General features: G+C 68.1%; 23 protein-coding genes, 1 tRNA gene and 1 pseudogene. 15 read left to right on the forward strand and 10 right to left on the reverse strand.

Going from position 1 to position 21,224, the window contains the following annotated elements; translation table 11 throughout:
* Positions 1-55 precede the first annotated feature (55 nt).
* A complete protein-coding gene (locus tag HWX76_RS37025) occupies positions 56-331 on the reverse strand; it encodes a DUF2964 family protein (RefSeq protein ID WP_235356163.1) in 276 nt (91 codons plus the stop codon).
* A gap of 186 nt (positions 332-517) precedes the next feature.
* On the opposite strand from HWX76_RS37025, the gene HWX76_RS21900 reads away from it, so the two are divergent.
* The 8 genes from HWX76_RS21900 (at position 518) to HWX76_RS21935 (ending at position 6,001) form a co-directional block, all read left to right on the forward strand.
* Entirely contained in the window at positions 518-2,431 is a 1,914-nt protein-coding gene (locus HWX76_RS21900) for a sigma-54-dependent Fis family transcriptional regulator (RefSeq protein ID WP_176016332.1), read from the forward strand.
* Positions 2,432-2,541: 110 nt separating this feature from the next.
* Positions 2,542-2,844, forward strand: a complete 303-nt coding sequence (locus HWX76_RS21905) for a 2Fe-2S iron-sulfur cluster-binding protein (protein WP_050012376.1) — start codon at positions 2,542-2,544, stop codon at positions 2,842-2,844.
* Positions 2,845-2,902: 58 nt separating this feature from the next.
* Complete coding sequence (locus HWX76_RS21910; protein WP_050012452.1) at positions 2,903-3,397, forward strand: SRPBCC family protein; 495 nt, start codon at positions 2,903-2,905, stop codon at positions 3,395-3,397.
* Positions 3,398-3,490: 93 nt separating this feature from the next.
* Positions 3,491-3,868, forward strand: a complete 378-nt coding sequence (locus tag HWX76_RS21915) for a DUF2946 domain-containing protein (RefSeq protein WP_124594976.1) — start codon at positions 3,491-3,493, stop codon at positions 3,866-3,868.
* Positions 3,869-4,159: 291 nt separating this feature from the next.
* The gene (locus HWX76_RS21920; RefSeq protein WP_050012375.1) at positions 4,160-4,525 is read left to right on the forward strand and encodes a copper resistance CopC family protein; all 366 of its coding nucleotides are present in this window, start codon (positions 4,160-4,162) and stop codon (positions 4,523-4,525) included.
* A 92-nt stretch (positions 4,526-4,617) separates the two neighbouring features.
* A complete protein-coding gene (locus HWX76_RS21925; RefSeq protein WP_050012450.1) occupies positions 4,618-5,061 on the forward strand; it encodes a copper chaperone PCu(A)C in 444 nt (147 codons plus the stop codon).
* A gap of 32 nt (positions 5,062-5,093) precedes the next feature.
* Positions 5,094-5,267, forward strand: coding sequence for a hypothetical protein (locus HWX76_RS21930; RefSeq protein WP_165948044.1), 174 nt, complete (start codon positions 5,094-5,096; stop codon positions 5,265-5,267).
* Between the two features lie 101 nt (positions 5,268-5,368).
* Positions 5,369-6,001: a LysE family translocator gene (locus HWX76_RS21935; RefSeq protein ID WP_124639157.1), complete on the forward strand. Its 633-nt coding sequence runs from the start codon at positions 5,369-5,371 to the stop codon at positions 5,999-6,001.
* A gap of 10 nt (positions 6,002-6,011) precedes the next feature.
* On the opposite strand, the gene HWX76_RS21940 is transcribed toward HWX76_RS21935, so the two are convergent.
* Positions 6,012-7,325 (reverse strand): leucine-rich repeat-containing protein kinase family protein, encoded by a 1,314-nt coding sequence (locus HWX76_RS21940; protein ID WP_176016333.1) that lies wholly within the window; start codon positions 7,323-7,325, stop codon positions 6,012-6,014.
* A 143-nt stretch (positions 7,326-7,468) separates the two neighbouring features.
* On the opposite strand from HWX76_RS21940, the gene HWX76_RS21945 reads away from it, so the two are divergent.
* A tRNA-Leu gene (locus tag HWX76_RS21945) sits at positions 7,469-7,553 on the forward strand.
* A 74-nt stretch (positions 7,554-7,627) separates the two neighbouring features.
* Here HWX76_RS21945 and HWX76_RS21950 read toward each other — a convergent pair.
* Positions 7,628-8,500, reverse strand: a complete 873-nt coding sequence (locus HWX76_RS21950) for a LysR family transcriptional regulator (protein WP_050012372.1) — start codon at positions 8,498-8,500, stop codon at positions 7,628-7,630.
* Between the two features lie 141 nt (positions 8,501-8,641).
* Between HWX76_RS21950 and HWX76_RS21955 the strand changes: the two genes are divergently transcribed.
* Positions 8,642-9,883, forward strand: coding sequence for an MFS transporter (locus tag HWX76_RS21955; protein ID WP_089489601.1), 1,242 nt, complete (start codon positions 8,642-8,644; stop codon positions 9,881-9,883).
* 30 nt (positions 9,884-9,913) lie between these two features.
* Positions 9,914-10,075 (forward strand): annotated as a pseudogene (locus HWX76_RS21960) (salicylate biosynthesis isochorismate synthase); the annotation flags it as partial.
* A 13-nt stretch (positions 10,076-10,088) separates the two neighbouring features.
* Here the strand turns inward: HWX76_RS21960 and HWX76_RS21965 are convergent.
* Positions 10,089-10,973: a LysR family transcriptional regulator gene (locus HWX76_RS21965; RefSeq protein WP_050012356.1), complete on the reverse strand. Its 885-nt coding sequence runs from the start codon at positions 10,971-10,973 to the stop codon at positions 10,089-10,091.
* Between the two features lie 77 nt (positions 10,974-11,050).
* On the opposite strand from HWX76_RS21965, the gene HWX76_RS21970 reads away from it, so the two are divergent.
* Positions 11,051-12,352 (forward strand): aspartate aminotransferase family protein, encoded by a 1,302-nt coding sequence (locus tag HWX76_RS21970; protein ID WP_050012355.1) that lies wholly within the window; start codon positions 11,051-11,053, stop codon positions 12,350-12,352.
* Positions 12,353-12,419: 67 nt separating this feature from the next.
* Here the strand turns inward: HWX76_RS21970 and HWX76_RS21975 are convergent, their stop codons facing one another.
* Positions 12,420-13,169, reverse strand: coding sequence for an SDR family oxidoreductase (locus HWX76_RS21975; protein ID WP_050012354.1), 750 nt, complete (start codon positions 13,167-13,169; stop codon positions 12,420-12,422).
* A gap of 101 nt (positions 13,170-13,270) precedes the next feature.
* On the opposite strand from HWX76_RS21975, the gene HWX76_RS21980 reads away from it, so the two are divergent.
* The 3 genes from HWX76_RS21980 (at position 13,271) to HWX76_RS21990 (ending at position 15,571) form a co-directional block, all read left to right on the forward strand.
* Complete coding sequence (locus HWX76_RS21980) at positions 13,271-14,188, forward strand: AraC family transcriptional regulator (protein ID WP_050012353.1); 918 nt, start codon at positions 13,271-13,273, stop codon at positions 14,186-14,188.
* 73 nt (positions 14,189-14,261) lie between these two features.
* On the forward strand, positions 14,262-15,119 hold the full coding sequence (locus HWX76_RS21985) for an AraC family transcriptional regulator (RefSeq protein ID WP_124631613.1): 858 nt from the start codon (positions 14,262-14,264) through the stop codon (positions 15,117-15,119).
* 44 nt (positions 15,120-15,163) lie between these two features.
* Positions 15,164-15,571, forward strand: coding sequence for a DUF2000 domain-containing protein (locus HWX76_RS21990; protein WP_176016334.1), 408 nt, complete (start codon positions 15,164-15,166; stop codon positions 15,569-15,571).
* 149 nt (positions 15,572-15,720) lie between these two features.
* On the opposite strand, the gene HWX76_RS21995 is transcribed toward HWX76_RS21990, so the two are convergent.
* From HWX76_RS21995 to HWX76_RS22015, 5 genes are all read right to left on the reverse strand, one after another.
* Positions 15,721-16,422, reverse strand: coding sequence for an ABC transporter ATP-binding protein (locus tag HWX76_RS21995; RefSeq protein ID WP_006484776.1), 702 nt, complete (start codon positions 16,420-16,422; stop codon positions 15,721-15,723).
* Positions 16,422-17,195, reverse strand: coding sequence for a high-affinity branched-chain amino acid ABC transporter ATP-binding protein LivG (livG, locus tag HWX76_RS22000; protein ID WP_089489613.1), 774 nt, complete (start codon positions 17,193-17,195; stop codon positions 16,422-16,424). The genes HWX76_RS21995 and livG overlap by 1 nt, the downstream gene beginning before the upstream one ends.
* Positions 17,192-18,463 carry a high-affinity branched-chain amino acid ABC transporter permease LivM gene (locus HWX76_RS22005; protein WP_089489614.1) on the reverse strand — a complete coding sequence of 424 codons (1,272 nt, stop codon included), beginning with the start codon at positions 18,461-18,463 and terminating at the stop codon, positions 17,192-17,194. Before HWX76_RS22005 ends, livG begins: the two co-directional genes overlap by 4 nt.
* 11 nt (positions 18,464-18,474) lie before the next feature.
* Positions 18,475-19,401 (reverse strand): high-affinity branched-chain amino acid ABC transporter permease LivH, encoded by a 927-nt coding sequence (gene livH / locus HWX76_RS22010; protein ID WP_006749488.1) that lies wholly within the window; start codon positions 19,399-19,401, stop codon positions 18,475-18,477.
* Positions 19,402-19,583: 182 nt separating this feature from the next.
* Positions 19,584-20,702 carry a branched-chain amino acid ABC transporter substrate-binding protein gene (locus HWX76_RS22015; protein ID WP_050012348.1) on the reverse strand — a complete coding sequence of 373 codons (1,119 nt, stop codon included), beginning with the start codon at positions 20,700-20,702 and terminating at the stop codon, positions 19,584-19,586.
* Positions 20,703-21,224: the final 522 nt, after the last annotated feature.

A 21,224-nucleotide genomic window follows, 5' to 3' on the forward strand; every position in this document is an offset into this window, starting at 1 on the left:
CGACGCGCATTTCGTCTGATCTGCGCGGCATCCGGCACCGTTTCGGAAAACGGCGTCAGTGCGGATCGGTCGGCCAGATGTTGAGCGCGATCGCGGCGGTCGTGACGCCCACCGCAATCGCGGCCGCCCCGTATCTCACCGCATCGGTCAGATCGAACAGCAATCCGTGGATCGCCACGGCAATGCCGCCCAGCATGATGAAGGTGGCGATGGCCGCCAGCACGACTCTCAGTTCCGTCCGAACCATGATGCGTCTCCCGAACGGATGCATGTCGCGTCGCATGCATGTTGCAGTGCGGAACACGGCGCGTGCGTGCTCCATTTCCATCATTGCAGGCGGGCGCTTGAAAGCAAGGGGATTTTATCGGCAGTCGCGCATCGCACGTGGCGCTTGTATGATGATGCGTACCCGGACGAACGGCTGTCGCGCCCCATGGTGCGCCGCGAGCGGAGACGCACTCCGCCGCCGCTTCCGATCCGGTCGGCCCCGGCGGCTCCGGGGAACAGGAGACACATCATGCCGCAACCCTTCGTGCTGCCCGCCACCGCGGGGCGTACCGACCTGCTCGCGCAGGCGCATGCGCGTTCGACCGCGGTCGGCCTGCGCGCGCACGAGCGTCCCGATTTCGCGCCGCTGTCGCGCGTCGCGCTGCGCGAACTGCTCGACACGAACCACACGCTGTTCTCGCACGCCCGCCCGGTGATGGAGGATCTCCATGCGCAGATCGCCGAGACCCAAAGCCTCGTGCTGCTGACCGACGCCGACGGCGTGATCCTGCACAGCATCGGCGATGCCGACTTCATCGAGAAAGCCAACCGCGTCGCGCTGTGCAACGGCGTGTCGTGGGCCGAAGGCGCACGCGGCACCAACGCGATCGGCACCGCGCTCGCGTCGGGCCAGGCCGTCGTCGTGCACGGTGCCGAACACTTCCTGCGCGCGAACCACATCCTCACCTGCGCGTGCGCGCCGATCGTCGATCCGTTCGGCCGCACGCTCGGCACGCTGGACGTGAGCGGCGACCCGCGCGGCTCCAGCCCGCATACGCTCGCGCTCGTGCGGATGTCCGCGCAGCTGATCGAGAACCACCTGTTCGCGAACCAGTGCGGCGAAGCGCTGCGGCTGCGCTTTCACGCCCACGAGGATTGCGTCGATTCGCTGTTCGCCGGGCTCGTCGCGTTCGGCCCCGACGGCGGGCTGATCGCCGCGAACCGCAGCGCCCAATTCCAGCTCGGCGCGTCGTTCGACGCGCTGCAGCATCAGGCCAGCGACGCGTTGTTCGGCATGCGCTTCGCCCAGCTCGCGCAGCAGGCCGCGCGCGCGCCGGGCGCCACGTTCCGTCTCACGCTGTCGACCGGCGTGCGCGTGCTCGCCCGCTGCGAATTCCCTGAAGCGCAGAAAACGACCGTCGCCGTCACCCCGCCGGCACCGGCCGCACGCGTGCGGGCGCCGGACCCCGATGCGATCACGTTCGCGACGCTCGACACCGGCGACGCGCGCATGGCCGCCGTGCTCGAACGCGTCGCGAAGATCCGCGGGCGCGACCTGCCGCTGCTGATCCTCGGCCAGACCGGCACCGGCAAGGAATGGCTCGCCCGCGCGCTGCACCAGGCGTCGCCGCGCGCGGACGGCCCGTTCGTCGCGGTCAACTGCGCGGCGCTGCCCGATTCGCTGATCGAGGCCGAACTGTTCGGCTATGAGGACGGCGCGTTCACCGGCGCGCGCAAGCGCGGCAGCCCCGGCAAGATCGCGCAGGCCGACGGCGGCACGCTGTTTCTCGACGAAATCGGCGACATGCCGCTCGCGCAGCAGGTTCGGCTGATGCGCGTGCTGCAGGAACGCGCGGTGATGCCGCTCGGCGGCGCACGCGCGGTGCCGGTCGACGTGCGCGTGGTATGCGCGACCCACCGCGACCTGCGCGCGATGATCGCGGACGGCACGTTCCGCGAGGATCTGTTCTACCGGATCAACGGGCTTGCGGTCACGCTGCCGGCGCTCGCCGCACGCACCGACCTGCCGGCGCTCGTCGAGCGGATCCTCGCGCGGCTCGCGCGCAGCGAGCCGATGCCGCGCCGCCTCGCGGCCGACGTGCTCGACGCGTTCGCGCGCCACCGCTGGCCCGGCAACCTGCGGCAGATGACCAACGTGCTGCGCACGGCCGGCATGCTCGCCGAAGACGAAGCCGAGATCACGCTCGCGCATTTGCCCGACGATTTCTGGCTCGACTGCGATGATGCGGCCACTACGTCGGCGGCAGCCATACCGGTCGCATCGATCCCATCGGCCGGCAAACGCGAAGGCACGACGTTGCACAGCCACCAGGCCGCGATGATCGATGCGGTGCTCGCGCGGCATGGCGGCAACGTATCGGCGGCCGCGCGCGAGCTCGGCCTCGCCCGCAACACCGTGTACCGGTATCTGCGGCGGCACTGACGCACGCGGCTGGCGGCTGGCGGCTGGCGGCTGGCGGCTGGCGGCCGTCGGCCGCCGGCGGCTTCGGGTATGCTTGGCGCGTTGCCGCCGAACCGCCGCCCGCTTCACTCATGACCGATCCAGAACATCCGCCCGTCGTGCGCATCGAGCCGCTCGGCGCAAGCTTCGACGCACCCGATACGCTGACCGTGCTCGAAGCCGCCGCGTTCGCACGCGTGTCGCTGCCGCGCTCGTGCCGCAACGGCACGTGCCGAAGCTGCCTTTGCCGGATCGTCAGCGGCAGCGTACGCTACACGATCGAATGGCCGGGGCTCTCCCGCGACGAAAAGGCCGACGGCTATACGCTGCCGTGCGTGGCCGTCGCGACGTCGGACCTCGTGCTCGACGTGCCCGACGCAGCCATGCTCGACTAGACGCGGCGCGCGGCCGCGCGCGTCGTTCTGCAACGCTCGATCCTGCATGGAGAACATGATGGTCCAGCAAACCGATCGCATCGAAAAACAGACGCTGCTCGCCGCGTCGCCCGACCGCGTGTGGGCAGCCGTCAGCAACTCCGGCGAATTCGGCCAGTGGTTCGGCGTGTCGTTCGACGGCCCGTTCGAGGCCGGCCAGTCGCTGTTCGGTCGCATCACGCCGACCCGCGTCGACGACGACGTCGCCAAGGCGCAGGAGCCCTATGCGGGCACCGTGTTCGAAATCGTCGTCGACCGTATCGAACCCAAGCAACTGTTCTCGTTTCGCTGGCATCCGTTCGCGATCGATCCGAATGTCGATTACGCGTCGGAACCGATGACGCTCGTCACGTTCACGCTCGCGGCACAGGCCGGCGGCACGCTGCTCACGGTCACCGAAACAGGTTTCGACCAGTTGATCGAAGCGCGTCGCGCGACGGCGCGCGACATGAACGACCAGGGCTGGGCCGCGCAGATGACACTGATCGCGAAGTATCTGGCGCTGCACGCATAGCGCGCCGCGATGCCGCAGGTGGGTGCCGACCGGCGAACCGACGTGCGTGGCATAATCGCCCGCATCGTCAGTCCACCCGCCGCCGTGCATCGCATGCTGAGTCGTCGCCTCCGGAAGATCGGCAGTCTGATCGGGATGTTCGCCATCCTGATGACGGCGCTCGCGCCGACAATCTCGCAGGCGCTGACCACGCAGGGGCGCATCGACGCGCTGCTGGCCGGCTACTGTTCGGCCGCGCCGGCCGCCGGCGACCGCTCCGCCGATGCGTCGACGAAAAGCCTGCAGGCCCATCTGCAGGCATGCGGCTACTGCAGCCTGCTTGCCCATACGCCCGCGCTACCCGCTCCCGAACTGACGTTCGCGGCCCGCGTGCACGCGATCGAGCATCGCGCGGCAACCCGCTTCGAAAGCCTGCGCCGCGCGCTGCCGCTCACGGCCGCGCAACCGCGCGCGCCGCCGTTCACGTCCTGATCCGTCGCCATTGCGCGTGATGCCGTCGTGCATCGCGTCGCCCGCGCACGCCGCCCGCGTGCCCGACGTGTCACGTTTCGAAGGACGATCATGTCTCACCCTGCTGCGCGCGGCGTCGTGCCGGGTGCGCGGTTGGCCGCCACCGGTTCGGATTGCCGTGCCTGCATTCGCCCGCATGCGAATGCGCGCCCTCGCACGTCCGCGCTAAGCGCCGCCGACATCGATGCCGCTCGCGCAGCCGTCCGTCGAATCCGTCTTTTTCCATCCGATTCGTTACTCGCACACCCAGCCATGAAAACCGCTACTTTCGTTCGCGGCGCACTCGCCGCACTCGGCTTCGTCGCCCTCCACGCCGCGCATGCGCACGCGCTCCCGAAAATGCAGGACCCGGCGCCCAACGCCACGCTGTCGAGCGCGCCGCACGCGGTCACGATCGATTTCGGCGAAGCGCTCGAGCCCGCGTTCAGCTCGATCGCCGTGACCGACAGCCAAGGGCAATCGGTCGTCGACGGGAAGTCGGCCGTCGACGCCGGCAACCGGAAGCGGATGCACGTCGCACTGGCGAGCCTGAAGCCCGGCGCCTATACCGTCGCGTGGATCGCGGTGGCCAGCGACGGCCATCGCACGCACGGCCGCTATGCATTCACGCTGAAGTAACGCACGTCACGCCGGGAATGCGCATCGGCGCCCCGTGCCGACCGCATTCGCATCGATGCCGTCGGCATCGCACCCGATAAGGAGAACAAATGATGAAACGCCCTCTTCCGACTGCCCTGCTCATCGCGCTGGCGCTGCACGCGTCCGCCACCTTCGCCGCGCCGGCCATCCAGGCCGATGCGTGCTGGATCCGCACGATGCCGGCGACGGTGCCGTCGTCCGGCTACTTCACGCTGAAGAACGGCGGCGACGCGCCCGCGACGCTGACCGGTATCGACACGCCCGCCTACGGGATGGCGATGGTGCATGAAACGCAGACGAGCGGCAGCACCGCGAAGATGGTGCACGTCGACTCGGTCGTCGTGCCGGCGCACGGCACGCTGACGTTCAAGCCGAAGAGCTATCACGTGATGCTGGAGGAACCGCGCCAGGCCGTCGCGCCCGGCACGAAGGTGCCGCTCCGGCTGCATTTCGCGGACGGCTCGACCGTGTCCGTGACCTGCGACGCGAAGGCGCCGACCTACGCCGGTCAGTAACGCCGCCGACCTCACGACCGAAGGAGAGGCACATGAAAAACCGCCTGCCGCTGGCCGACCTGATCGTCCGCTACCGGACCCCGCTGAACGTCGCGGTACTGATCGCCTGCGGATTATGGGCCGCGTGGATCGCGTGGATGACGCGGCCTGCCGCCATCGATACGCCGCCGTCGATTCCCGCGTACTGCATGCGCGACGCGCGCTGACGCGCCGCTACCGCACGGTTCCGGCGGTAGCGGTCCGCGCCATTATTGGCGTGCGATCATCGCTTCATCCCGACCGCCGGAACCGCCTTTCGGAGCGCCGCATGTCCATTCAGACCTGGATGCTGTTTGCCGCAGCCTATCTCGCCACGACGCTGTCGCCGGGCCCCAACGTGCTGCTCGTGATTCGCAACACGGTGCGCTACGGCGCGCACGGCACCGCCGCGACGATCGCCGGCAACCTCGTCGCGCAGGGCGTGGTCGTGCTGCTGGTCGCGCTCGGCGTCGGCGCGGTGCTGGCGGCGATGCCGCCGCTGTTCGTCGCGATGAAGGTGATCGGCGCAGCGTACCTGATGGTTCTGGGGGTCCGGCAGTTGCGCGGCGACCGCCAGGCCGGCGTCGCATCGAGCGGCGCGGCGGAACTCGCCGTGCCCGATCGCCGGAAGCTGTTCCGCGAAGCGCTGTTCGTGTCGGGCAGCAATCCGAAGACGATGATCTTCCTGTCCGCGTTCATGCCGCAGTTCGTCGTGCACGATCGCCCGCTCGCGCTGCAGTTCGTCGTGATGTACGCGACGATCGCGTGCACGGTCGTGGTCGTTCACAGCGTCTATTCGGCCGGCGTGCGCCGCCTGCATCGCGGCGTCGGCATGAGCCGCGCGGTGCGCGCGCTCAAGCGTGCGAGCGGGTTGCTGTTCGTCGGGCTCGGCATCAAGCTGCTGACCGCGCGGCAGGCGTAAGCCGCCCCCATCAGCCCATGCGAGCGGCCAGCGCGGCCGTGATCTCGTCGAACGACGGCCGCGCGTCGACGTCCTCGTTCATGCACGCCGCCGCCAGCGCATCGAGCGCGCCGGCGTGCGGTTCGCAGCGCTCGAGCAATTCGCCGAGCAGATAGCCGAACGCGCGCACTTCGAGCCGCTCGAACCTCGCACCGCGCGTGCGCTCGTTCACGTCGTACAGCGACGCCGCCCCGAAATCGCCGAGCAACGCGCCGCCTGCGCCGTCGTGCAGGATGTTGTGCGCATACAGGTCGCCATGCATGATGCCGCGCGCATGCAGATGGGCGGCGACCGACGCGATGCCGTGCGCGATCCGCAACGCGTGCGCCGGATCGAATTTGGTATCGGCGACATAGACGTCGCGCGTGCAGGACGCGAAGCTCGGTGGCCCGGCGAGGTTCGTCAGCGCGGGATCGACCTGCTCCATCACGAGGCCGTGCGTGCCGTCCGGATGCCCGCGCACCTTGCCGATCACCGGGATCAGGTGCGGGTGACGGCCGGCATGCAGGCATGCGGCCATTTCGCAATCGGGCAGGCCGTCGCTCGTCACCGCGCCCTTGAACAGCTTGAGCGCGACCGTCCGCGGCGGATGGCCGTCCGCCCGCCATTGCGCGCGATAAATGACACCCGACGCGCCCTCGCCCAGTTTCCGTTCACATGACAGCGCGGCCCAGTCGATCTCCGCGACGTCCGGCCCGGCGGACGCCGCGGCCTCCGGCGCCGCGCCGAACGGGTTGCCGGCCACGGCGAGCCACGCGAGACGCGGCAGGCGCAGCAGCCAGTCGGGCAACGCGGGCAGCCGGTTCGCCGACAGGCGCACCAGCTCCAGCGCGCGGCATGCGGCCATTTCCGCGGGCAGCGCCCGCAGCCGATTGCCGGCCAGCATGAGCTTCTGCAACCGCGCGCAGTCGCCGATGTCGGCCGGCAGTTCGTCGATCGCATTGTCGGTCAGGATCAGCCAGCGCAGCGCACGCGGCAGCGCGCCGCGCGGCACCGTGCGGATCCGGTTCGCCTTGAAGCCGATCATGTCGAGTCGTTCGCACGCGCCGAGCACGTCGGGGAACGCGGTGAAGCGGTTGCCCGACGCGAACAGGATGCGCAGGCGATGCAGCCGCGGCAGATCGTCGGGCAACGCGGACAGCGCATTGCCGGTCAGGTCGAGCACTTCGAGCGTGTCGGCCAGATCGAAGATCTCGCGCGGAAATTCGGTCAGTCCGCACGCGAGCTTCAGTTGCCGCGCGCCCGACAGTTGGCCGGCCTGCAGTTGTTCGAGGGTGTGGGTCACGGGGAGAAAACGGGAGGCGGTTGCGGGGACCCGTCGGGTCGATCGGACGAATTCTACCGGGATCGACGAGGTGCCCGTACACGACCTTGTCATCCCCCCTTCACAAATGCGAAATGTGACGTTAGAATTGCGCCCCTTGCAGTGCCGACGTGGTGAAATTGGTAGACACGCTATCTTGAGGGGGTAGTGGCGAAAGCTGTGCGAGTTCGAGTCTCGCCGTCGGCACCAGATGCGCTTTCCTCGCATTCCCGCATTTCAGAAACCCGCGACAGCAGATGGCTTCGCGGGTTTTTTGTTGCCCGCTACGCGAGCAGCAGAAAATTCCGCACCACCGCGGACGGCTCGTCGCAGCGCGACGCAATGGCCAGCCTCGCGCGAAACCGGTTGCCCGCGAACGGCCGGTATACGACCCCGGGAACCTGCACCTGCGTAATTGCCTTCGGCACGACCGACACGCCGAGGCCCGCCGCCACCAGCGTCACCGCGGACGCGATCTGCGGCGCCGGTTGCGCCATGCGCGGCTCGAACCCGGCGGCCTTGCACGCGGCGACGATATCGTCGAACAGCGCGCCGCCGGCCGCGCGCGGCACCTGCACGAACGACTCGTCGGCCAGCTCCGCCAGCTCGATGCGCCGGCGCTGCGCCAGCCGATGCGCGACGGGCAGCGCGACGAACATCGGCTCCTCGTCCCAGTCGGCTACCCGCAGCGTCGCGGCCACGCGGCGCTCGGGCCGCACGATCGCGACGTCGAGGCGCCCGGCCTCCAGCGCCTCCAGCAGCACACCCGACGTCGCTTCCTGCAACGTCAGTTCCGCATCCGGAAACGCCTCGCGAAAGCGGCGAATCAGATCCGACACCTTCGGATTGAACGCGGCCGTCCCGGTGAAGCCAACCCGCAAATGGCCGGTTTCCCCGCGCGCGGCGCGTCTCGCCGCCCGTGCCGCGCGCTCGGCATCGTCGAGCACGCGTCGCGCCTCTTCCGCGAAAACCTCGCCCGCCAGCGTCAGCTCGGCGCCGCGCGCGGTCCGCTTGAACAGCTCCACGCCGAGCTCGTTCTCCAGCGCCTTGATCTGCTGGCTCAATGGCGGCTGGCCGATGCCGAGCGTTTCGGCGGCCTTCGTGAAATTCGATGCGGCCGCGACGGCCAGAAAGTAGCGGAGATGCCGGAGTTCCATGCGTGACGTGACCTCGCGGGGTGAGTCGGGTTGGCGCGTGAGCCAGTGTTAAAACATATTGCTGCGGTTCATTTCATATATTGGACATATACATGACCGTGCGCAAGAATTCGTGTATTCCGTCGCACATCGAGTGCCCTCATGTCCTCCGCTTCGATTTCCCGCTCCATGCCCGGTACACAACCGTCCGCGCCCGATGCGCTGCCGGCCGGCGTGTCCCCGCGCTCGGCCGCGTACAAGCGCATCGCGTTCGCGCTGTTCCTCGCCGGCTTTTCTACCTTCTCGCTGCTGTACTGCGTGCAGCCGCTGCTTCCCGCGTTCGCCCGCGAATTCAACGTCGGCGCGGCGTCGAGTTCGCTGTCGCTATCGCTGTCGACGGGCATGCTCGCGGTGTCGATCCTGTGCGCCGGCGCGCTGTCCGAACGGGTCGGGCGGCGCGGGCTGATGTTCGTGTCGATGACGCTGGCCGCGCTGTTCAATCTGCTCGCCGCGCTGTCGCCGAACTGGCACCTGCTGCTCGTCTGCCGTGCGCTCGAAGGCTTCGCGCTGGGCGGCGTGCCGGCGGTGGCGATGGCCTATCTCGCGGAAGAAATCGCCGCGGACGGGCTCGGCTTCTCGATGGGGCTCTATGTCGGCGGCACCGCGTTCGGCGGCATGATCGGACGGATCGGGATGAGCGCGCTCGAGGAGCACTTCTCGTGGCGCACGGCGATGCTGTCGATCGGCGTCGTCGATCTGCTCGCGGCGCTCGCGTTCGTGATGCTGCTGCCGGCGTCGCGACGCTTCGTGAAGCGCACCGACCTGACGCTGCGTCACCACCTGCGGCTGTGGCACGCGCAATTGCGTCACGCACGCCTGCCGTTCGTGTTCGCGATCGGCTTCCTCGTGATGGGCGCGTTCGTGACGATCTACAACTACGCCGGGTTCCGGCTCATGGCGGCGCCGTTCAACCTGAGCCCGACCGCCTGCGGGCTGATCTTCGGGGCCTATCTGTTCGGGATGGTGTCGTCGTCGAGCGCCGGCGCGCTCGCCGATCGTCTCGGGCGGGCGCCGGTCCTCGTCAGCGGCATCGTCGTGTTCGCGGCGGGCCTCGCGCTGACGCTGTCGCACTCGCTCGTCGCGATCGTCGTCGGCATCGTGCTCGTGACGATCGGCTTCTTCGTCGCGCACTCGGTCGCGAGCGGCTGGGTCGGCGCGCTCGCGGGCGCCGCGAAAGGGCATGCGGCGTCGCTGTATCTGCTCGCCTACTATGTCGGGTCGAGCGTGCTCGGCTCGGTCGGCGGCACATTCTGGCAACGCGGCGCGTGGACGAGCGTCGCCGCGTATGTCGCGGTGCTGCTCGCCGTCGCATTGCTGGCCGCGCGGCGGTTGAGCCGTGCTTGAGGCGACGGCCGACGACGATCGCGCTCGGCGCTGTTCGCGGGCTGCGGCATCGTCGCCGAGTCCGAGCCGGGCAACGAATATCAGGAAACCGAACTGAAGCTATCGGGCATGCAGGCGGCAATCCGCGTGCGCGATGCGGCCGCGCAGACGCGTGGCCGCACGCAGATGTCGGCCTCGTCGATGGTCGACTGATCCGCGTCGACCGTCAAAGCAATGGCAGCGTTTGCCGGATATGGTCGGCGAATGCGGCGGTCAGGTGCGACGGTCGCTTCCGGTCGAACCGCAGCGTAATGCCCACCGCCGGCAACGGCGGCAAATGCGGATCGCCGTTGACGATCGCGACGTCGGCCGGCACGGCCGTCTGTGTCATCACCGCGAACGCCTGCCCCGAACGCACCAGCGCGATCAGCCCGGCGAGGCTGCTGCTCGCATACGCGACGCGATAGTCGCGGCCGGCGCGGTTCAACGCGTCGCACGCGGCAACGTGATCGAGCGTATCGCGATCGGACAGCGCCAGCGGCAGCGGATCGAAATGCGCGGGATCGAGCCCCGGATAGCCGATCCAGACCAGTTGCTCGCGGCGAATGATGTCGCCGGTCGCACCGTCGTCCGGCACGGAAATCATCGCCAGATCGACCGCGCGCTTCTCCAGCTGTTCGACGAGCCGCGGCGTCGGCCCGCAGACCACTTCGACGATCGCCTGCGGATGCTGGCTCGAAAACTGCCGCAGCAGCGACGGCAGCCACACTTGCGCGTAATCGTCCGGGCAGCCGAACCGGATCGTCCCCGACAGCCCCGTGCCGCACAGATCGGCCATCGCCTCGTCGTGCAGCCGCAGGATGCGCTGCGCATGCACGAGCAGCCGCTCGCCCGGATGCGTGAGCACGACGCCGCGGCCGGTGCGCTGGAACAGCGGCTGGTCGACCGCCTCCTCGAGCCGCTTCATCTGCTGGCTGAGCGCGGATTGCGTGCGGCCGACGCGCGCGGCCGCGCGGCTCAACGCGCGCACCTCGGCGATCACGACGAACGAGCGCAGCAGGTCGATTTCGAGCGAAAGCGCCAAGGTATTAGCCCCTTTTCTAGCTTGCATTAGAACTATTCGTTTCCATCAAACCAGACGCGCGCCTAGACTGCAAGCGATCCCTGCCCTTTTGCCCGGAGACGCCCATGTCCCTGAACGACGACGCAACCTTCTGGCGCAACGCCAGGCAGCATCTGGTCCGCTACGGCGGCACGTTCGAGCCGATGATCGTCGAGCGCGCGAAAGGCAGCTTCGTGTACGACGCCGACGGCCGCGCGATCCTCGATTTCACGTCGGGCCAGATGAGCGCGGTACTCGGCCACAGCCATCCGGAGATCGTGTCCGTGATCGGCGAATACGCGGGCAAGCTCGATCACCTGTTCAGCGGGATGCTGTCGCGGCCGGTCGTCGATCTCGCGACGCGCCTCGCCGATATCACGCCCGCCGGACTCGACCGCGCACTGCTGCTCAGCACCGGCGCGGAATCGAACGAGGCGGCGATCCGGATGGCGAAGCTCGTCACCGGCAAGTACGAGATCGTCGGCTTCGCGCAGTCGTGGCACGGGATGACGGGCGCCGCCGCGTCGGCCACGTACAGCGCCGGCCGCAAGGGCGTCGGACCGGCGTCGGTCGGCTCGTTCGCGATTCCGGCGCCGTTCGCGTACCGGCCGCGCTTCGAGCGCAACGGCGCGTACGACCCGCTCGCCGAACTCGACTACGCGTTCGACCTGATCGACCGTCAGTCGAGCGGCAACCTCGCCGCGTTCATCGCGGAGCCGATTCTCAGTTCGGGCGGGATCATCGAGCTGCCGGAAGGCTATATGGCCGCGCTCAAGCGCAAGTGCGACGCACGCGGGATGCTGCTGATCCTCGACGAAGCGCAAACGGGCGTCGGCCGCACCGGCACGATGTTCGCGTGCCAGCGCGACGGCGTGACACCCGACATCCTGACGCTGTCGAAGACGCTCGGCGCCGGGCTGCCGCTCGCGGCGATGGTCACGTCCGCGGCCATCGAGGAACGCGCGCACGAGCTCGGCTACCTGTTCTACACGACGCACGTGTCCGACCCGCTGCCGGCCGCCGTCGGCCTGCGCGTGCTCGACGTCGTGCAGCGCGACGGTCTCGTCGCGCGCGCGAACACGATGGGCGAGCGGCTGCGGCGCGGGCTGCTCGACCTGATGGAGCGCTTCGACTGCATCGGCGACGTGCGCGGGCGCGGGCTGCTGCTCGGCGTCGAGATCGTCAAGGATCGCCGCACGAAGGAGCCGGCGGACGGCCTCGGCGCGAAGATCACGCGCGAGTGCATGAAGCTCGGGCTCAGCATGAACATCGTGCAGTTGCCCGGCATGGGCGGCGTGTTCCGGATCGCACCGCCGCTGACCGTCAGCGAAGACGAGATCGACCTCGGCCTGTCGCTGCTGGAGCAGGCGATCACGCGCGCGCTTTAACGTTCTTCACCGCCTCACTCGGTCCGTCGCACCGGCTCAACCTGCCGGCGCGACGGGTTCCGATCGTTCAACCCGCTTCCGCCGCCCACGCTTGTGCGTCGGCGCCAGCCGGAATGCGCATCGGGCTCGACGGATCGGTCGCCGCGCGCCACACGGCTTCGGCGACGTCCTGCGCATGGGTGATCGGCCCCGACGCATCGAGCATTCGCGCGACGGCCTTGCCGACGAAGTCCGCATACGCTTCGTGCTCGAAGCCGTGCATGTTGCCCCGTGCGTTGTCCGCGAAACGCGTATCGGGCGCGCGGCCCGGCAGCACGAGATGCGTGCGCACGCCGAATGGCTCGAGTTCGACCGCCATCGATTCGGTATAGGCGTTGACCGCCGCCTTGCTCGCCCGGTACGCGCTGACCAGCGGCAGCGCCTTCAGCGTCACGCTCGACGTGACGTTCACGACCACGCCGGCGCCGCGCGCGCGAAACTGCGGCAGCACGGCCTGCGTCACCGCGATCGTGCCGATCGTGTTGGTGTCGAACAGCGCGCGCACCGTGTCAAGCGGCGTGAGTTCGGCCGGCGCGGCCGCGCCGAAGCCCGCGTTGTTGACGAGCACGTCGATCGGGCCGGCAGCGTCGACCGCGGCGCGAATGCTGTCCGCGTTCGTCACGTCGAGCGGCAGCACGCGCAGGCGCTCCGCCGGCGGCAGCACGTCGTCGCTCGGCGTGCGCATCGTCGCGACGACCTGCCAGTCGCGCGCGAGAAAATAGCGGGCGATTTCGAGGCCGAAGCCGGAAGAACAGCCGGTAATCAATACGGTTTTCATGCGAACTCCTCGGGTGTGTTGAGCATGTGTTCGTACGATAGAGGGCCGGCGCCGTATTCGCTACAATCGACAATCCGCTTTTCTTTTGCGAGAGTCCGGCGATGATCGACCCGCTGACCGAAGTCGTGACGCTGCTGCAACCGGGCGCGCGGTACGCGAAGTACGTGCGCGGCGCGAGCCCGTGGGCGATCAACCGCACGGTCGCCGGCGAGCCGTTCTATTGCGCGGTCCTCGACGGCGGCTGCCGGATCGCGATCGACGGGCACGCGCCGATCGAGTTGCTGGCCGGCGATTTCATGCTGATTCCGGCCGCCTACGGCGTCGCGATGTCGAGCCTCGAACCGCCGCCGCCGGGTGTCGAGACCGCGCCGCCCGTCATGATCGAGCCCGGCGAATACCGGATCGGCGACCCCGCGAACCCGGTCGACACGCGGATGATGGCCGGCAACTGCAGCTTCGGTTCGCCCGATGCGGCACTGCTGGTGTCGCTGCTGCCGCGCTTCGTGCACGTACGCGGCGAGCCGCGGCTGACTACCCTCGTGCAACTGGTGCGCGACGAATCGCGCGCGCAACGGCCGGCCCGCGAGATCGTGCTGGCGCGTCTGCTGGAAGTGCTGCTGATCGAGGCGATGCGGTTCACGACCGGCACGCACGCGTCGCCCGGGCTCGTGCGCGGGCTCGCCGACAGTCGCCTCGCCGCCGCGCTCCGGCGGATGCACGAATGCCCCGCGCACCCGTGGACGATCGTCGAACTCGCGAAGGAAGCCGCGCTGTCGCGCTCCACGTTCTTCGAACGCTTCAGCCGCGCGGTCGGCGTCGCGCCGATGGAATACCTGCTGACGTGGCGCATGGCGCTCGCGAAGGATCTGCTCCGCCGCAACGAAGGCCGCATCGCCGAAATCGCGGCGCGCGTCGGCTACAGCTCGGCAAGCACCTTCAGCGTCGCGTTCGCGCGGCACGTCGGCCGGCCGCCCGCGCAATATGCGCGCGACGAACAGGCGACGGTGAGCGAATCATGAACCGCACCCGCCCTCTCTGTTCCGCCACCTGCAACCCCGTTGCGTCACGCCGCGACGACGGTCGAGGCCCCCGATGACGACAGACGCCAAGGCCGCCGGCACGACCGACCACTGGCTCGTCGCGCGTCGCGACGCGGAGACCGGCATCGAAAGCCTGCACGCGCATTTCAACGGCCATGCGTACGATGCGCACGATCACGACGACATGCTCGTCGGCTTCACCGAACAGGGCGTGCAGCGCTTCCAGTGCCATCGTTCGCTGCATACGAGCGTGCCGGGCCGCGCGATCCTGATCGAGCCGGGCGCGATGCACGACGGCCACGCGCCCGAAGCCGGCGGCTTCACGTACGGGATGCTGTACCTGCCGCAAGCGTGGGTCGAGCGCGCCGCGCGCCGGCTCGACCTGCCGGGCCTGGGCAGCGTCGAAGCCACGTTCGGCCATACGCTCGTCGACGATCGCGGCCTCGTCGACGCGATCCGGAATGCGTTCTTCGCGCTCCACGACAACGAAGGCCGGCTCGCGCGCGACCAGACGCTCGACCGCCTGCTGATGCGGCTCGGCAGCCAGCTAGGCCGCCCGCCCGCGCTGGAAAGCGGCGTCGTGCCGCCCGCGATCGTCCGCGTGCGCGACCTGCTGCACGAACACATGGACGACAACATCGGCCTCGACGAACTCGCGAGCGTCGCCGGCGTCGACCGGTTCCGGCTCACGCGGATGTTCCAGCGCGCGTTCGGCACGTCGCCGCACGCGTACCTCGTGCGCTTGCGGCTGCGCGCCGCGCGCAGGCTGCTGGCCGCCGGCCGCACGCCCGCGCAGGCGGCCGCCGACGTCGGTTTCGCGGACCAGAGCCACCTCGGCCGCTGGTTCCGCCGCGCGTACCGGATCACGCCGGCCGCATACCGGCAACTCTGCACAAACGTTCCAGACTGATCGCGCACGACGTCCGATCATGAGCGCTCCAACCAGGAGCAAGCATGTTCGATACCAAAGTAGCGCTGATCGTGCGCGACGATCTCGCCGCGTGGCAGAAACTCAACGTGGTCGCGTTTCTCGCGACGGGTGTCGCGGCCGGTGCGCCGGACGCACTCGGCGAGCCTTACGAGGATGCCGCGGGGCGCCGCTATGGCCGGATGCTCGGCCAGCCGATGATGGTGTTCGCGGCGGACCTGAACGGGTTGCAGGCCGCGCACCGGCAGGCGCTGTCGCGCGAACTGACGATCGTGCCCTACGTGCGCGCGATGTTCTCGACCGGGCACGATACGGCCAACCGCGAAGCGTTTCGCGCCGAGGATGCGGACAATCCCGATCTGGTCGGCCTGGCGTTGCACGGGCCGAAGAAGGCCGTCGACAAGGCGGTGAAAGGGCTGGCGTTGCATGCGTAAGCGGGTCGGGCAACCCCGCCGCTTTCGTTCGATCCGCGTTTGGGCCCATGTAGCCGAATTTGCAGCGAACGAAGCCAATCCGGCCACATGTTCCCTGCAAGACGACGGCTGCGCCGCCGGCCCGTTGCAGGCCGGCGGCGTCCCGTCGATCAACCGCCGAGATACGCCTGCTTGATCCGGTCGTTCGCGAGCAGGTTCGCGCCCGTGTCGGCCAGCACCACGCGCCCCGTTTCGAGCACGTAGCCGCGATCGGCCACGCCGAGCGCCTTGTTCGCGTTCTGTTCGACGAGGAACACCGTGACGCCTTCGTCGCGGATCGTCCGGATGATGTCGAAGATCTGCGCGATCACGAGCGGCGCGAGGCCGAGCGTGGGTTCGTCGAGCAGCAGCAACCGCGGCTTGCTCATCAGCGCACGGCCGATCGCCAGCATCTGCTGCTCGCCGCCCGACATCGTGCCGGCGCGCTGCGCCGCGCGTTCCTTCAGGCGCGGAAACAGCTTGAACACGTGCTCGATGCCGTCGTCGATCTCGTGACGGCTCGCGAAGAAGCCGCCCATCTTCAGGTTCTCGAGCACCGTGAGGCTCGGAAACACGCGCCGCCCTTCCGGCGAGATCGCCATCCCCTGCCGCATGATCTGGTGCGTCGACATCGCGGTGATGTCGTTGCCCTCGAACAGCACGCGGCCCGACGACGCGCGCGGCGTGCCGCATACCGTCATCATCAGCGTCGTCTTGCCGGCGCCGTTGCTGCCGATCAGCGTGACGATCTCGCCCTTGTTCACCTCGATCGACACGCCCGCGAGCGCCTCGACCGCGCCGTAGTGCGTATGGACCTGTTCCAGCTTCAGCATCACTCTTCCCCCAGATACGCCTTGATCACGCGCGGGTCGTTGCGGACCGCCTCCGGTGTGCCGATCACGATCGGCCGGCCGTGCTCCATCACGAGGATGCGGTCGGACACGCCCATCACGAGGCTCATGTCGTGTTCGATCAGCAGCACCGATACGCCGAACTCGCGGCGAAGCGTGTCGATCAGGTGCTGCAGCTCGATCTTTTCCTGCGGGTTGAGGCCGGCCGCCGGCTCGTCGAGCATCAGCAGGCGCGGCTCGGTGATCATGCAGCGCGCGATCTCCAGACGCCGCTGATGCCCGTACGACAGCGTGCCGGCCGGCCGGTTGGCGACCGCCGTCAGCCCCATCCGGTCGAGCCACACGGCCGCGCGTTCGAGCGCTTCCTTCTCGGCATGACGATACGCAGGCGTCGCGAACAGGCCGTGCAGCAACCCGGCCTTCACCTTGCGATGCTGCGCGACGAGCAGGTTCTCGACGACGGTCAGCGACTTGAACAGGCGGATGTTCTGGAACGTGCGCACCAGGCCCTTCAACGCGATCTGATGGCTCGGCAGGCCCGCGATCGCGTGACCGTCGAGCACGACGTCGCCGCCGGTCGGCTTGTAGAAGCCGCCGACGCAGTTGAACACAGTGGTCTTGCCCGCGCCGTTCGGCCCGATGATCGCGAACACCTCGTCGCGGCGCACGTCGAAATCGATGCCGTCCACCGCGAGCAACCCGCCGAAGCGCATCTGCAGCCCGGCGACCTTCAACAGTTCCGTATTCGCGCTCATTGCGGCAGCTCCACGTGGGGACGGCTCGCGGGCAAGAGGCCCTGCGGACGCCACATCATCATCAACACCATCACGAGACCGAAGATCAGCATCCGGTATTCGGCGAACCCGCGCGCGACTTCCGGCAGCACGGTCAGCAGGATCGCCGCGAGAATCACGCCGAGCTGCGAGCCCATCCCGCCGAGCACGACGATCGCGAGGATCAGCGCCGATTCGATGAAGGTGAACGATTCGGGATTCACGAGGCCCTGACGCGCCGCGAAGAACGCGCCGCCGATCCCCGCGAACGCCGCGCCGAGCGTGAACGCCGACAGCTTGATCCGCGTCGGGTTCAGTCCCAGCGACCGGCATGCGATCTCGTCGTCGCGCAGCGCTTCCCACGCGCGGCCCATCGGCATGCGGATCAGGCGGCTCGTCACGAACAGCGTGAAGCCGACCAGCACCAGCGCGATCAGGTACAGGAAGATCACCATGTGCTCGCCGCTGTATTCCAGCCCGATCAGTTCATGGAAGGTCTTCGCGCCTTCGACGCTCGCCGAGCGCGCCATCTCGAAGCCGAACACCGTCGGCTTCGGAATGCTCGAGATGCCGTCCGGACCGCCGGTGAGGCTCGTCAGGTTGTTCGCGAGCAGGCGGATGATTTCGCCGAAGCCGAGCGTGACGATCGCCAGATAGTCGCCGCGCAGGCGCAGCACCGGGAAGCCGAGCAGGAAGCCGAACGTCGCCGCGGCGATCGCCGCGATCGGCAGGCACGCCCAGAACGACAATCCGAAATACTGGTTCAGCATCGCGTACGTATAGCCACCGACCGCATAGAAGCCGACATAGCCGAGATCCAGCAGCCCCGCGAACCCGACCACGATGTTCAGCCCGAGGCCGAGGATCACGTAGATCAGCGCGAGCGTCGCGACGTCCACCGCGCCGCGCGAGCCGAAGAACGGCCACACGAGGCCAACGGCGAGCAGCACCCAGATGATCGCGCGCTGCTGCCGCGCGCCCATCGCGGGCATCGCCGGCAGCTTCACCGCCGATTTCGCGCGCACGAGCCACGGCTTGAACAACTGGAACAGGAACACGGCCGCGACCGCGATCCATACCGGGCGCCAGTGCGGCGTCAGCACCACCTGGTAACCATCGAGCTTCAGTTGCAGCCCGAGCACCGGAATCGTGAGGATCGCCGTCAGGATCGCGGCGGCCACCGCATTTTTCAACGCCTGGCCGATCGATGCGTCGGCGGCCGGGCGGCGAACGGAAATGACTTGACTCATCTGCGTCTCCCTCAAACCTTTTCGATGTCCGACTTGCCGAGCAGGCCGGTCGGGCGGAAGAGCAGGATCAGCACGAGCAGGCCGAACGCAACCACGTCCTTGTACTCGGCCGGCATGTAGCCTGCGGCGAAGGTTTCGGCCAGACCCAGCAGCACGCCGCCGAGCATCGCGCCCGGGATGCTGCCGATCCCGCCGAGCACCGCGGCGGTGAACGCCTTGATGCCCGCGACGAAGCCGATATACGGATTCAGCTTGCCGATCGTCAGCCCGATCAGCACGCCGCCGACGGCCGCCAGCATCGCGCCGAGCACGAACGTGAACGAGATCACGCGGTTCGTGTCGATACCGAGCAGGTTCGCCATCTTCATGTCCTCGGCGCACGCGCGGCACGCCCGGCCCATCCGGGAATGCGAGATGAACAGCGTGAGCGCGATCATCAGCACCAGCGTCACGCAGACGATCAACAGGCGCGCATACGGAATCGTCACGTCGAAGTCGCCGCCAAGATGGATCTCGAACGCGCCGGAGATCAGCACGGGCACGGACACGTCGCGCGCGCCCTGGCCGATCTGCACGTAGTTCTGCAGGAAGATCGACATGCCGATCGCGGAGATCAGCGGCACGAGGCGCGGGCCGCCGCGCAGCGGACGATACGCGACGCGCTCGACCGCGAAGCCGTACAGGCCGGTGACGATCACCGACACGATCAGCGCGGCGCCGAGCACGAGCGGCAGCGGATAGCCGGCGGAGATGCCGATCGCCGTGAGGGTCACGAGGCCCACGTACGCGCCGATCATGTAGATCTCGCCGTGGGCGAAGTTGATCATGCCGATGATGCCGTAGACCATCGAATAGCCGATGGCGATCAACGCATAGATCGCACCCAGCGTCAGGCCGTTGACCAGCTGCTGGGCGAATTGAGGAAAGAAGTCAGTCATGTGCGGGAAGCTCCCGTTGGCATTGCGTCGCGTGCCGCCGCCGGATCACGGCGGTCGGCCGCGCGCAACGCACGGTGTCGTCTCGGGCCGCCCTTTGGCGCGCACGGGTCAGAGGCGCGACCAATACGCACCCGCCCCGTCCGGGTTTCGGACAGGGCGGGTGCGCGGGCGGGTACTCCGTATTACTTGGCGGCGGTCTTCGTCGCGTCCTTGTGCCACGTGTAGACGACGAACTTGAACGCCTTCAGGTCGCCCTGTGCGTCATACGCGACCTTGCCGATCGGCGTGTCGAACGTCGTCTTGTGCATGTACGCGGCGACCTTCGTCGGGTCGGTCGTCTTCGCGCCCGCGATCGAGTCGGCGATGATCTTCACCGCTGCGTACGCCGGCATCTGGAACGGGCCGTTCGCGTCGCGCTTCTTGTCCGCGAACGCCTTCACGAGCGCCGCGTTGGCCGGATCGGCCGAGAAGTCGGCCGGCAGCGTCACGAGCATGCCTTCCGAAGCCGGGCCGGCGATGGCCGTCACGTCCTTGTTGCCCACGCCTTCAGGCCCCATGAACGTCGCCTTCACGCCCTGCTCGCGCGCCTGGCGCATCAGCAGGCCCATTTCCGGGTGGTAGCCGCCGAAATAGACGAAATCGACGCCTTGCGACTTCAGCTTCGTGATGATCGCCGAGTAGTCCGAATCGCCGGCGTTGACGCCTTCGAACAGCACGACCGGGATCTTCGCGGCTTCGAGGTCCTTCTTCACCGACGACGCGATGCCCTGGCCGTACGACTGCTTGTCGTGCAGGACCGCGACCTTCTTCGGCTTCACGTTGTTGATGATGTAGTGCGCGGCGGCCGGGCCTTGCTGGTCGTCGCGGCCGATCGTGCGGAAGATGAAGTGGCGCTTCTTGCCTTCCGTCAGTTGCGGCGCGGTGGCCGACGGCGTGACCATCACGATGCCTTCGTTCTCGTAGATGTCCGACGCCGGAATCGTCGAACCCGAGCACACGTGGCCGATCACGTACTTGATCTTCTGGCTGACGATCTTGTTGGCGACGGCGACGGCTTGCTTCGGTTCGCACGCGTCGTCCATCAGCACGACTTCGAACTTGTTGCCGCCCGCACCGCCGGCTGCATTGATCTGTTCGATCGCGGTCAGCGCGCCGGCCTTCACCATGTCGCCGTATTGGGCGACCGAGCCGCTCATCGGACCGGCGATGGCGATCTTCACGGTTTCCGCTTGCGCGGCGGCGGCGCCGGCGGCGAACAGCACGGCGGCGACGGAAATGGACGTAAGACGGGACAGCGTCATCTGGGAGCTCCTCGATGTTGTTTAGTCATACGGGCAAAGGCGGCATGACTTGCGCAATCGAACAGCACCCGGGGCGAGGACAGGGGACACGCCCGAGACACATAGAAGACGGAACTCCAGCGGAATGTTGCGTAGCGGGGCCCGGCTCTTGCAGTCCCCGAAGGGGACGTCTGGTTCGGAAAGACATCGTGATGCGTCTTGCATTGCGCAAGCGTTTCGCCTGCCCCGCTTGCCAAATCGCTGGTTCGGAGGGATGGTCCGACAGCCATTGGCAAGGCAGCCGAAATTATATGGGCGTTTTTCAATCGTCTGTCAAAAATGCCTGTCGATTGAGGGAAAACACGTAGGTTTTTGAGATGGGCGGGTGGCGATGGGGGTGCAACTTCCGGGAGGCTGGGGCGGTTGTTTTGGGTGCAATCGGGTTGCTATTCGGTAGGGGATCGGGGTTGGTTCCTTGCTGGGCTTGGGTTTTGCGATGGGCGGTTCTCGGTTTCGTATTTTTCGGGCTATCGAGGGCTCGGT

It is taken from the genome of Burkholderia sp. BCC0398 (genome assembly GCF_902833245.1).
GTDB lineage: Bacteria > Pseudomonadota > Gammaproteobacteria > Burkholderiales > Burkholderiaceae > Burkholderia > Burkholderia sola.

What these genes read in the sequence shown, in the direction of transcription:
- HWX76_RS21965 (WP_050012356.1), bottom strand. Translation starts at nt 10,973, where the DNA reads ATGCAAGCTAGAAAAGGGGCTAATACCTTGGCGCTTTCGCTCGAAATC.
- HWX76_RS21955 (WP_089489601.1), top strand. Translation starts at nt 8,642, where the DNA reads ATGTCCTCCGCTTCGATTTCCCGCTCCATGCCCGGTACACAACCGTCC.
- HWX76_RS22005 (WP_089489614.1), bottom strand. Translation starts at nt 18,463, where the DNA reads ATGAGTCAAGTCATTTCCGTTCGCCGCCCGGCCGCCGACGCATCGATC.
- HWX76_RS37025 (WP_235356163.1), bottom strand. Translation starts at nt 331, where the DNA reads ATGATGGAAATGGAGCACGCACGCGCCGTGTTCCGCACTGCAACATGC.
- HWX76_RS21910 (WP_050012452.1), top strand. Translation starts at nt 2,903, where the DNA reads ATGGTCCAGCAAACCGATCGCATCGAAAAACAGACGCTGCTCGCCGCG.
- livH (WP_006749488.1), bottom strand. Translation starts at nt 19,401, where the DNA reads ATGACTGACTTCTTTCCTCAATTCGCCCAGCAGCTGGTCAACGGCCTG.
- HWX76_RS21920 (WP_050012375.1), top strand. Translation starts at nt 4,160, where the DNA reads ATGAAAACCGCTACTTTCGTTCGCGGCGCACTCGCCGCACTCGGCTTC.
- HWX76_RS21990 (WP_176016334.1), top strand. Translation starts at nt 15,164, where the DNA reads ATGTTCGATACCAAAGTAGCGCTGATCGTGCGCGACGATCTCGCCGCG.
- HWX76_RS21905 (WP_050012376.1), top strand. Translation starts at nt 2,542, where the DNA reads ATGACCGATCCAGAACATCCGCCCGTCGTGCGCATCGAGCCGCTCGGC.
- HWX76_RS21900 (WP_176016332.1), top strand. Translation starts at nt 518, where the DNA reads ATGCCGCAACCCTTCGTGCTGCCCGCCACCGCGGGGCGTACCGACCTG.
- HWX76_RS21915 (WP_124594976.1), top strand. Translation starts at nt 3,491, where the DNA reads ATGCTGAGTCGTCGCCTCCGGAAGATCGGCAGTCTGATCGGGATGTTC.
- HWX76_RS21950 (WP_050012372.1), bottom strand. Translation starts at nt 8,500, where the DNA reads ATGGAACTCCGGCATCTCCGCTACTTTCTGGCCGTCGCGGCCGCATCG.
- HWX76_RS21980 (WP_050012353.1), top strand. Translation starts at nt 13,271, where the DNA reads ATGATCGACCCGCTGACCGAAGTCGTGACGCTGCTGCAACCGGGCGCG.
- livG (WP_089489613.1), bottom strand. Translation starts at nt 17,195, where the DNA reads ATGAGCGCGAATACGGAACTGTTGAAGGTCGCCGGGCTGCAGATGCGC.
- HWX76_RS21925 (WP_050012450.1), top strand. Translation starts at nt 4,618, where the DNA reads ATGAAACGCCCTCTTCCGACTGCCCTGCTCATCGCGCTGGCGCTGCAC.
- HWX76_RS21935 (WP_124639157.1), top strand. Translation starts at nt 5,369, where the DNA reads ATGTCCATTCAGACCTGGATGCTGTTTGCCGCAGCCTATCTCGCCACG.
- HWX76_RS21930 (WP_165948044.1), top strand. Translation starts at nt 5,094, where the DNA reads ATGAAAAACCGCCTGCCGCTGGCCGACCTGATCGTCCGCTACCGGACC.
- HWX76_RS21995 (WP_006484776.1), bottom strand. Translation starts at nt 16,422, where the DNA reads ATGCTGAAGCTGGAACAGGTCCATACGCACTACGGCGCGGTCGAGGCG.
- HWX76_RS21985 (WP_124631613.1), top strand. Translation starts at nt 14,262, where the DNA reads ATGACGACAGACGCCAAGGCCGCCGGCACGACCGACCACTGGCTCGTC.
- HWX76_RS21975 (WP_050012354.1), bottom strand. Translation starts at nt 13,169, where the DNA reads ATGAAAACCGTATTGATTACCGGCTGTTCTTCCGGCTTCGGCCTCGAA.
- HWX76_RS21970 (WP_050012355.1), top strand. Translation starts at nt 11,051, where the DNA reads ATGTCCCTGAACGACGACGCAACCTTCTGGCGCAACGCCAGGCAGCAT.
- HWX76_RS22015 (WP_050012348.1), bottom strand. Translation starts at nt 20,702, where the DNA reads ATGACGCTGTCCCGTCTTACGTCCATTTCCGTCGCCGCCGTGCTGTTC.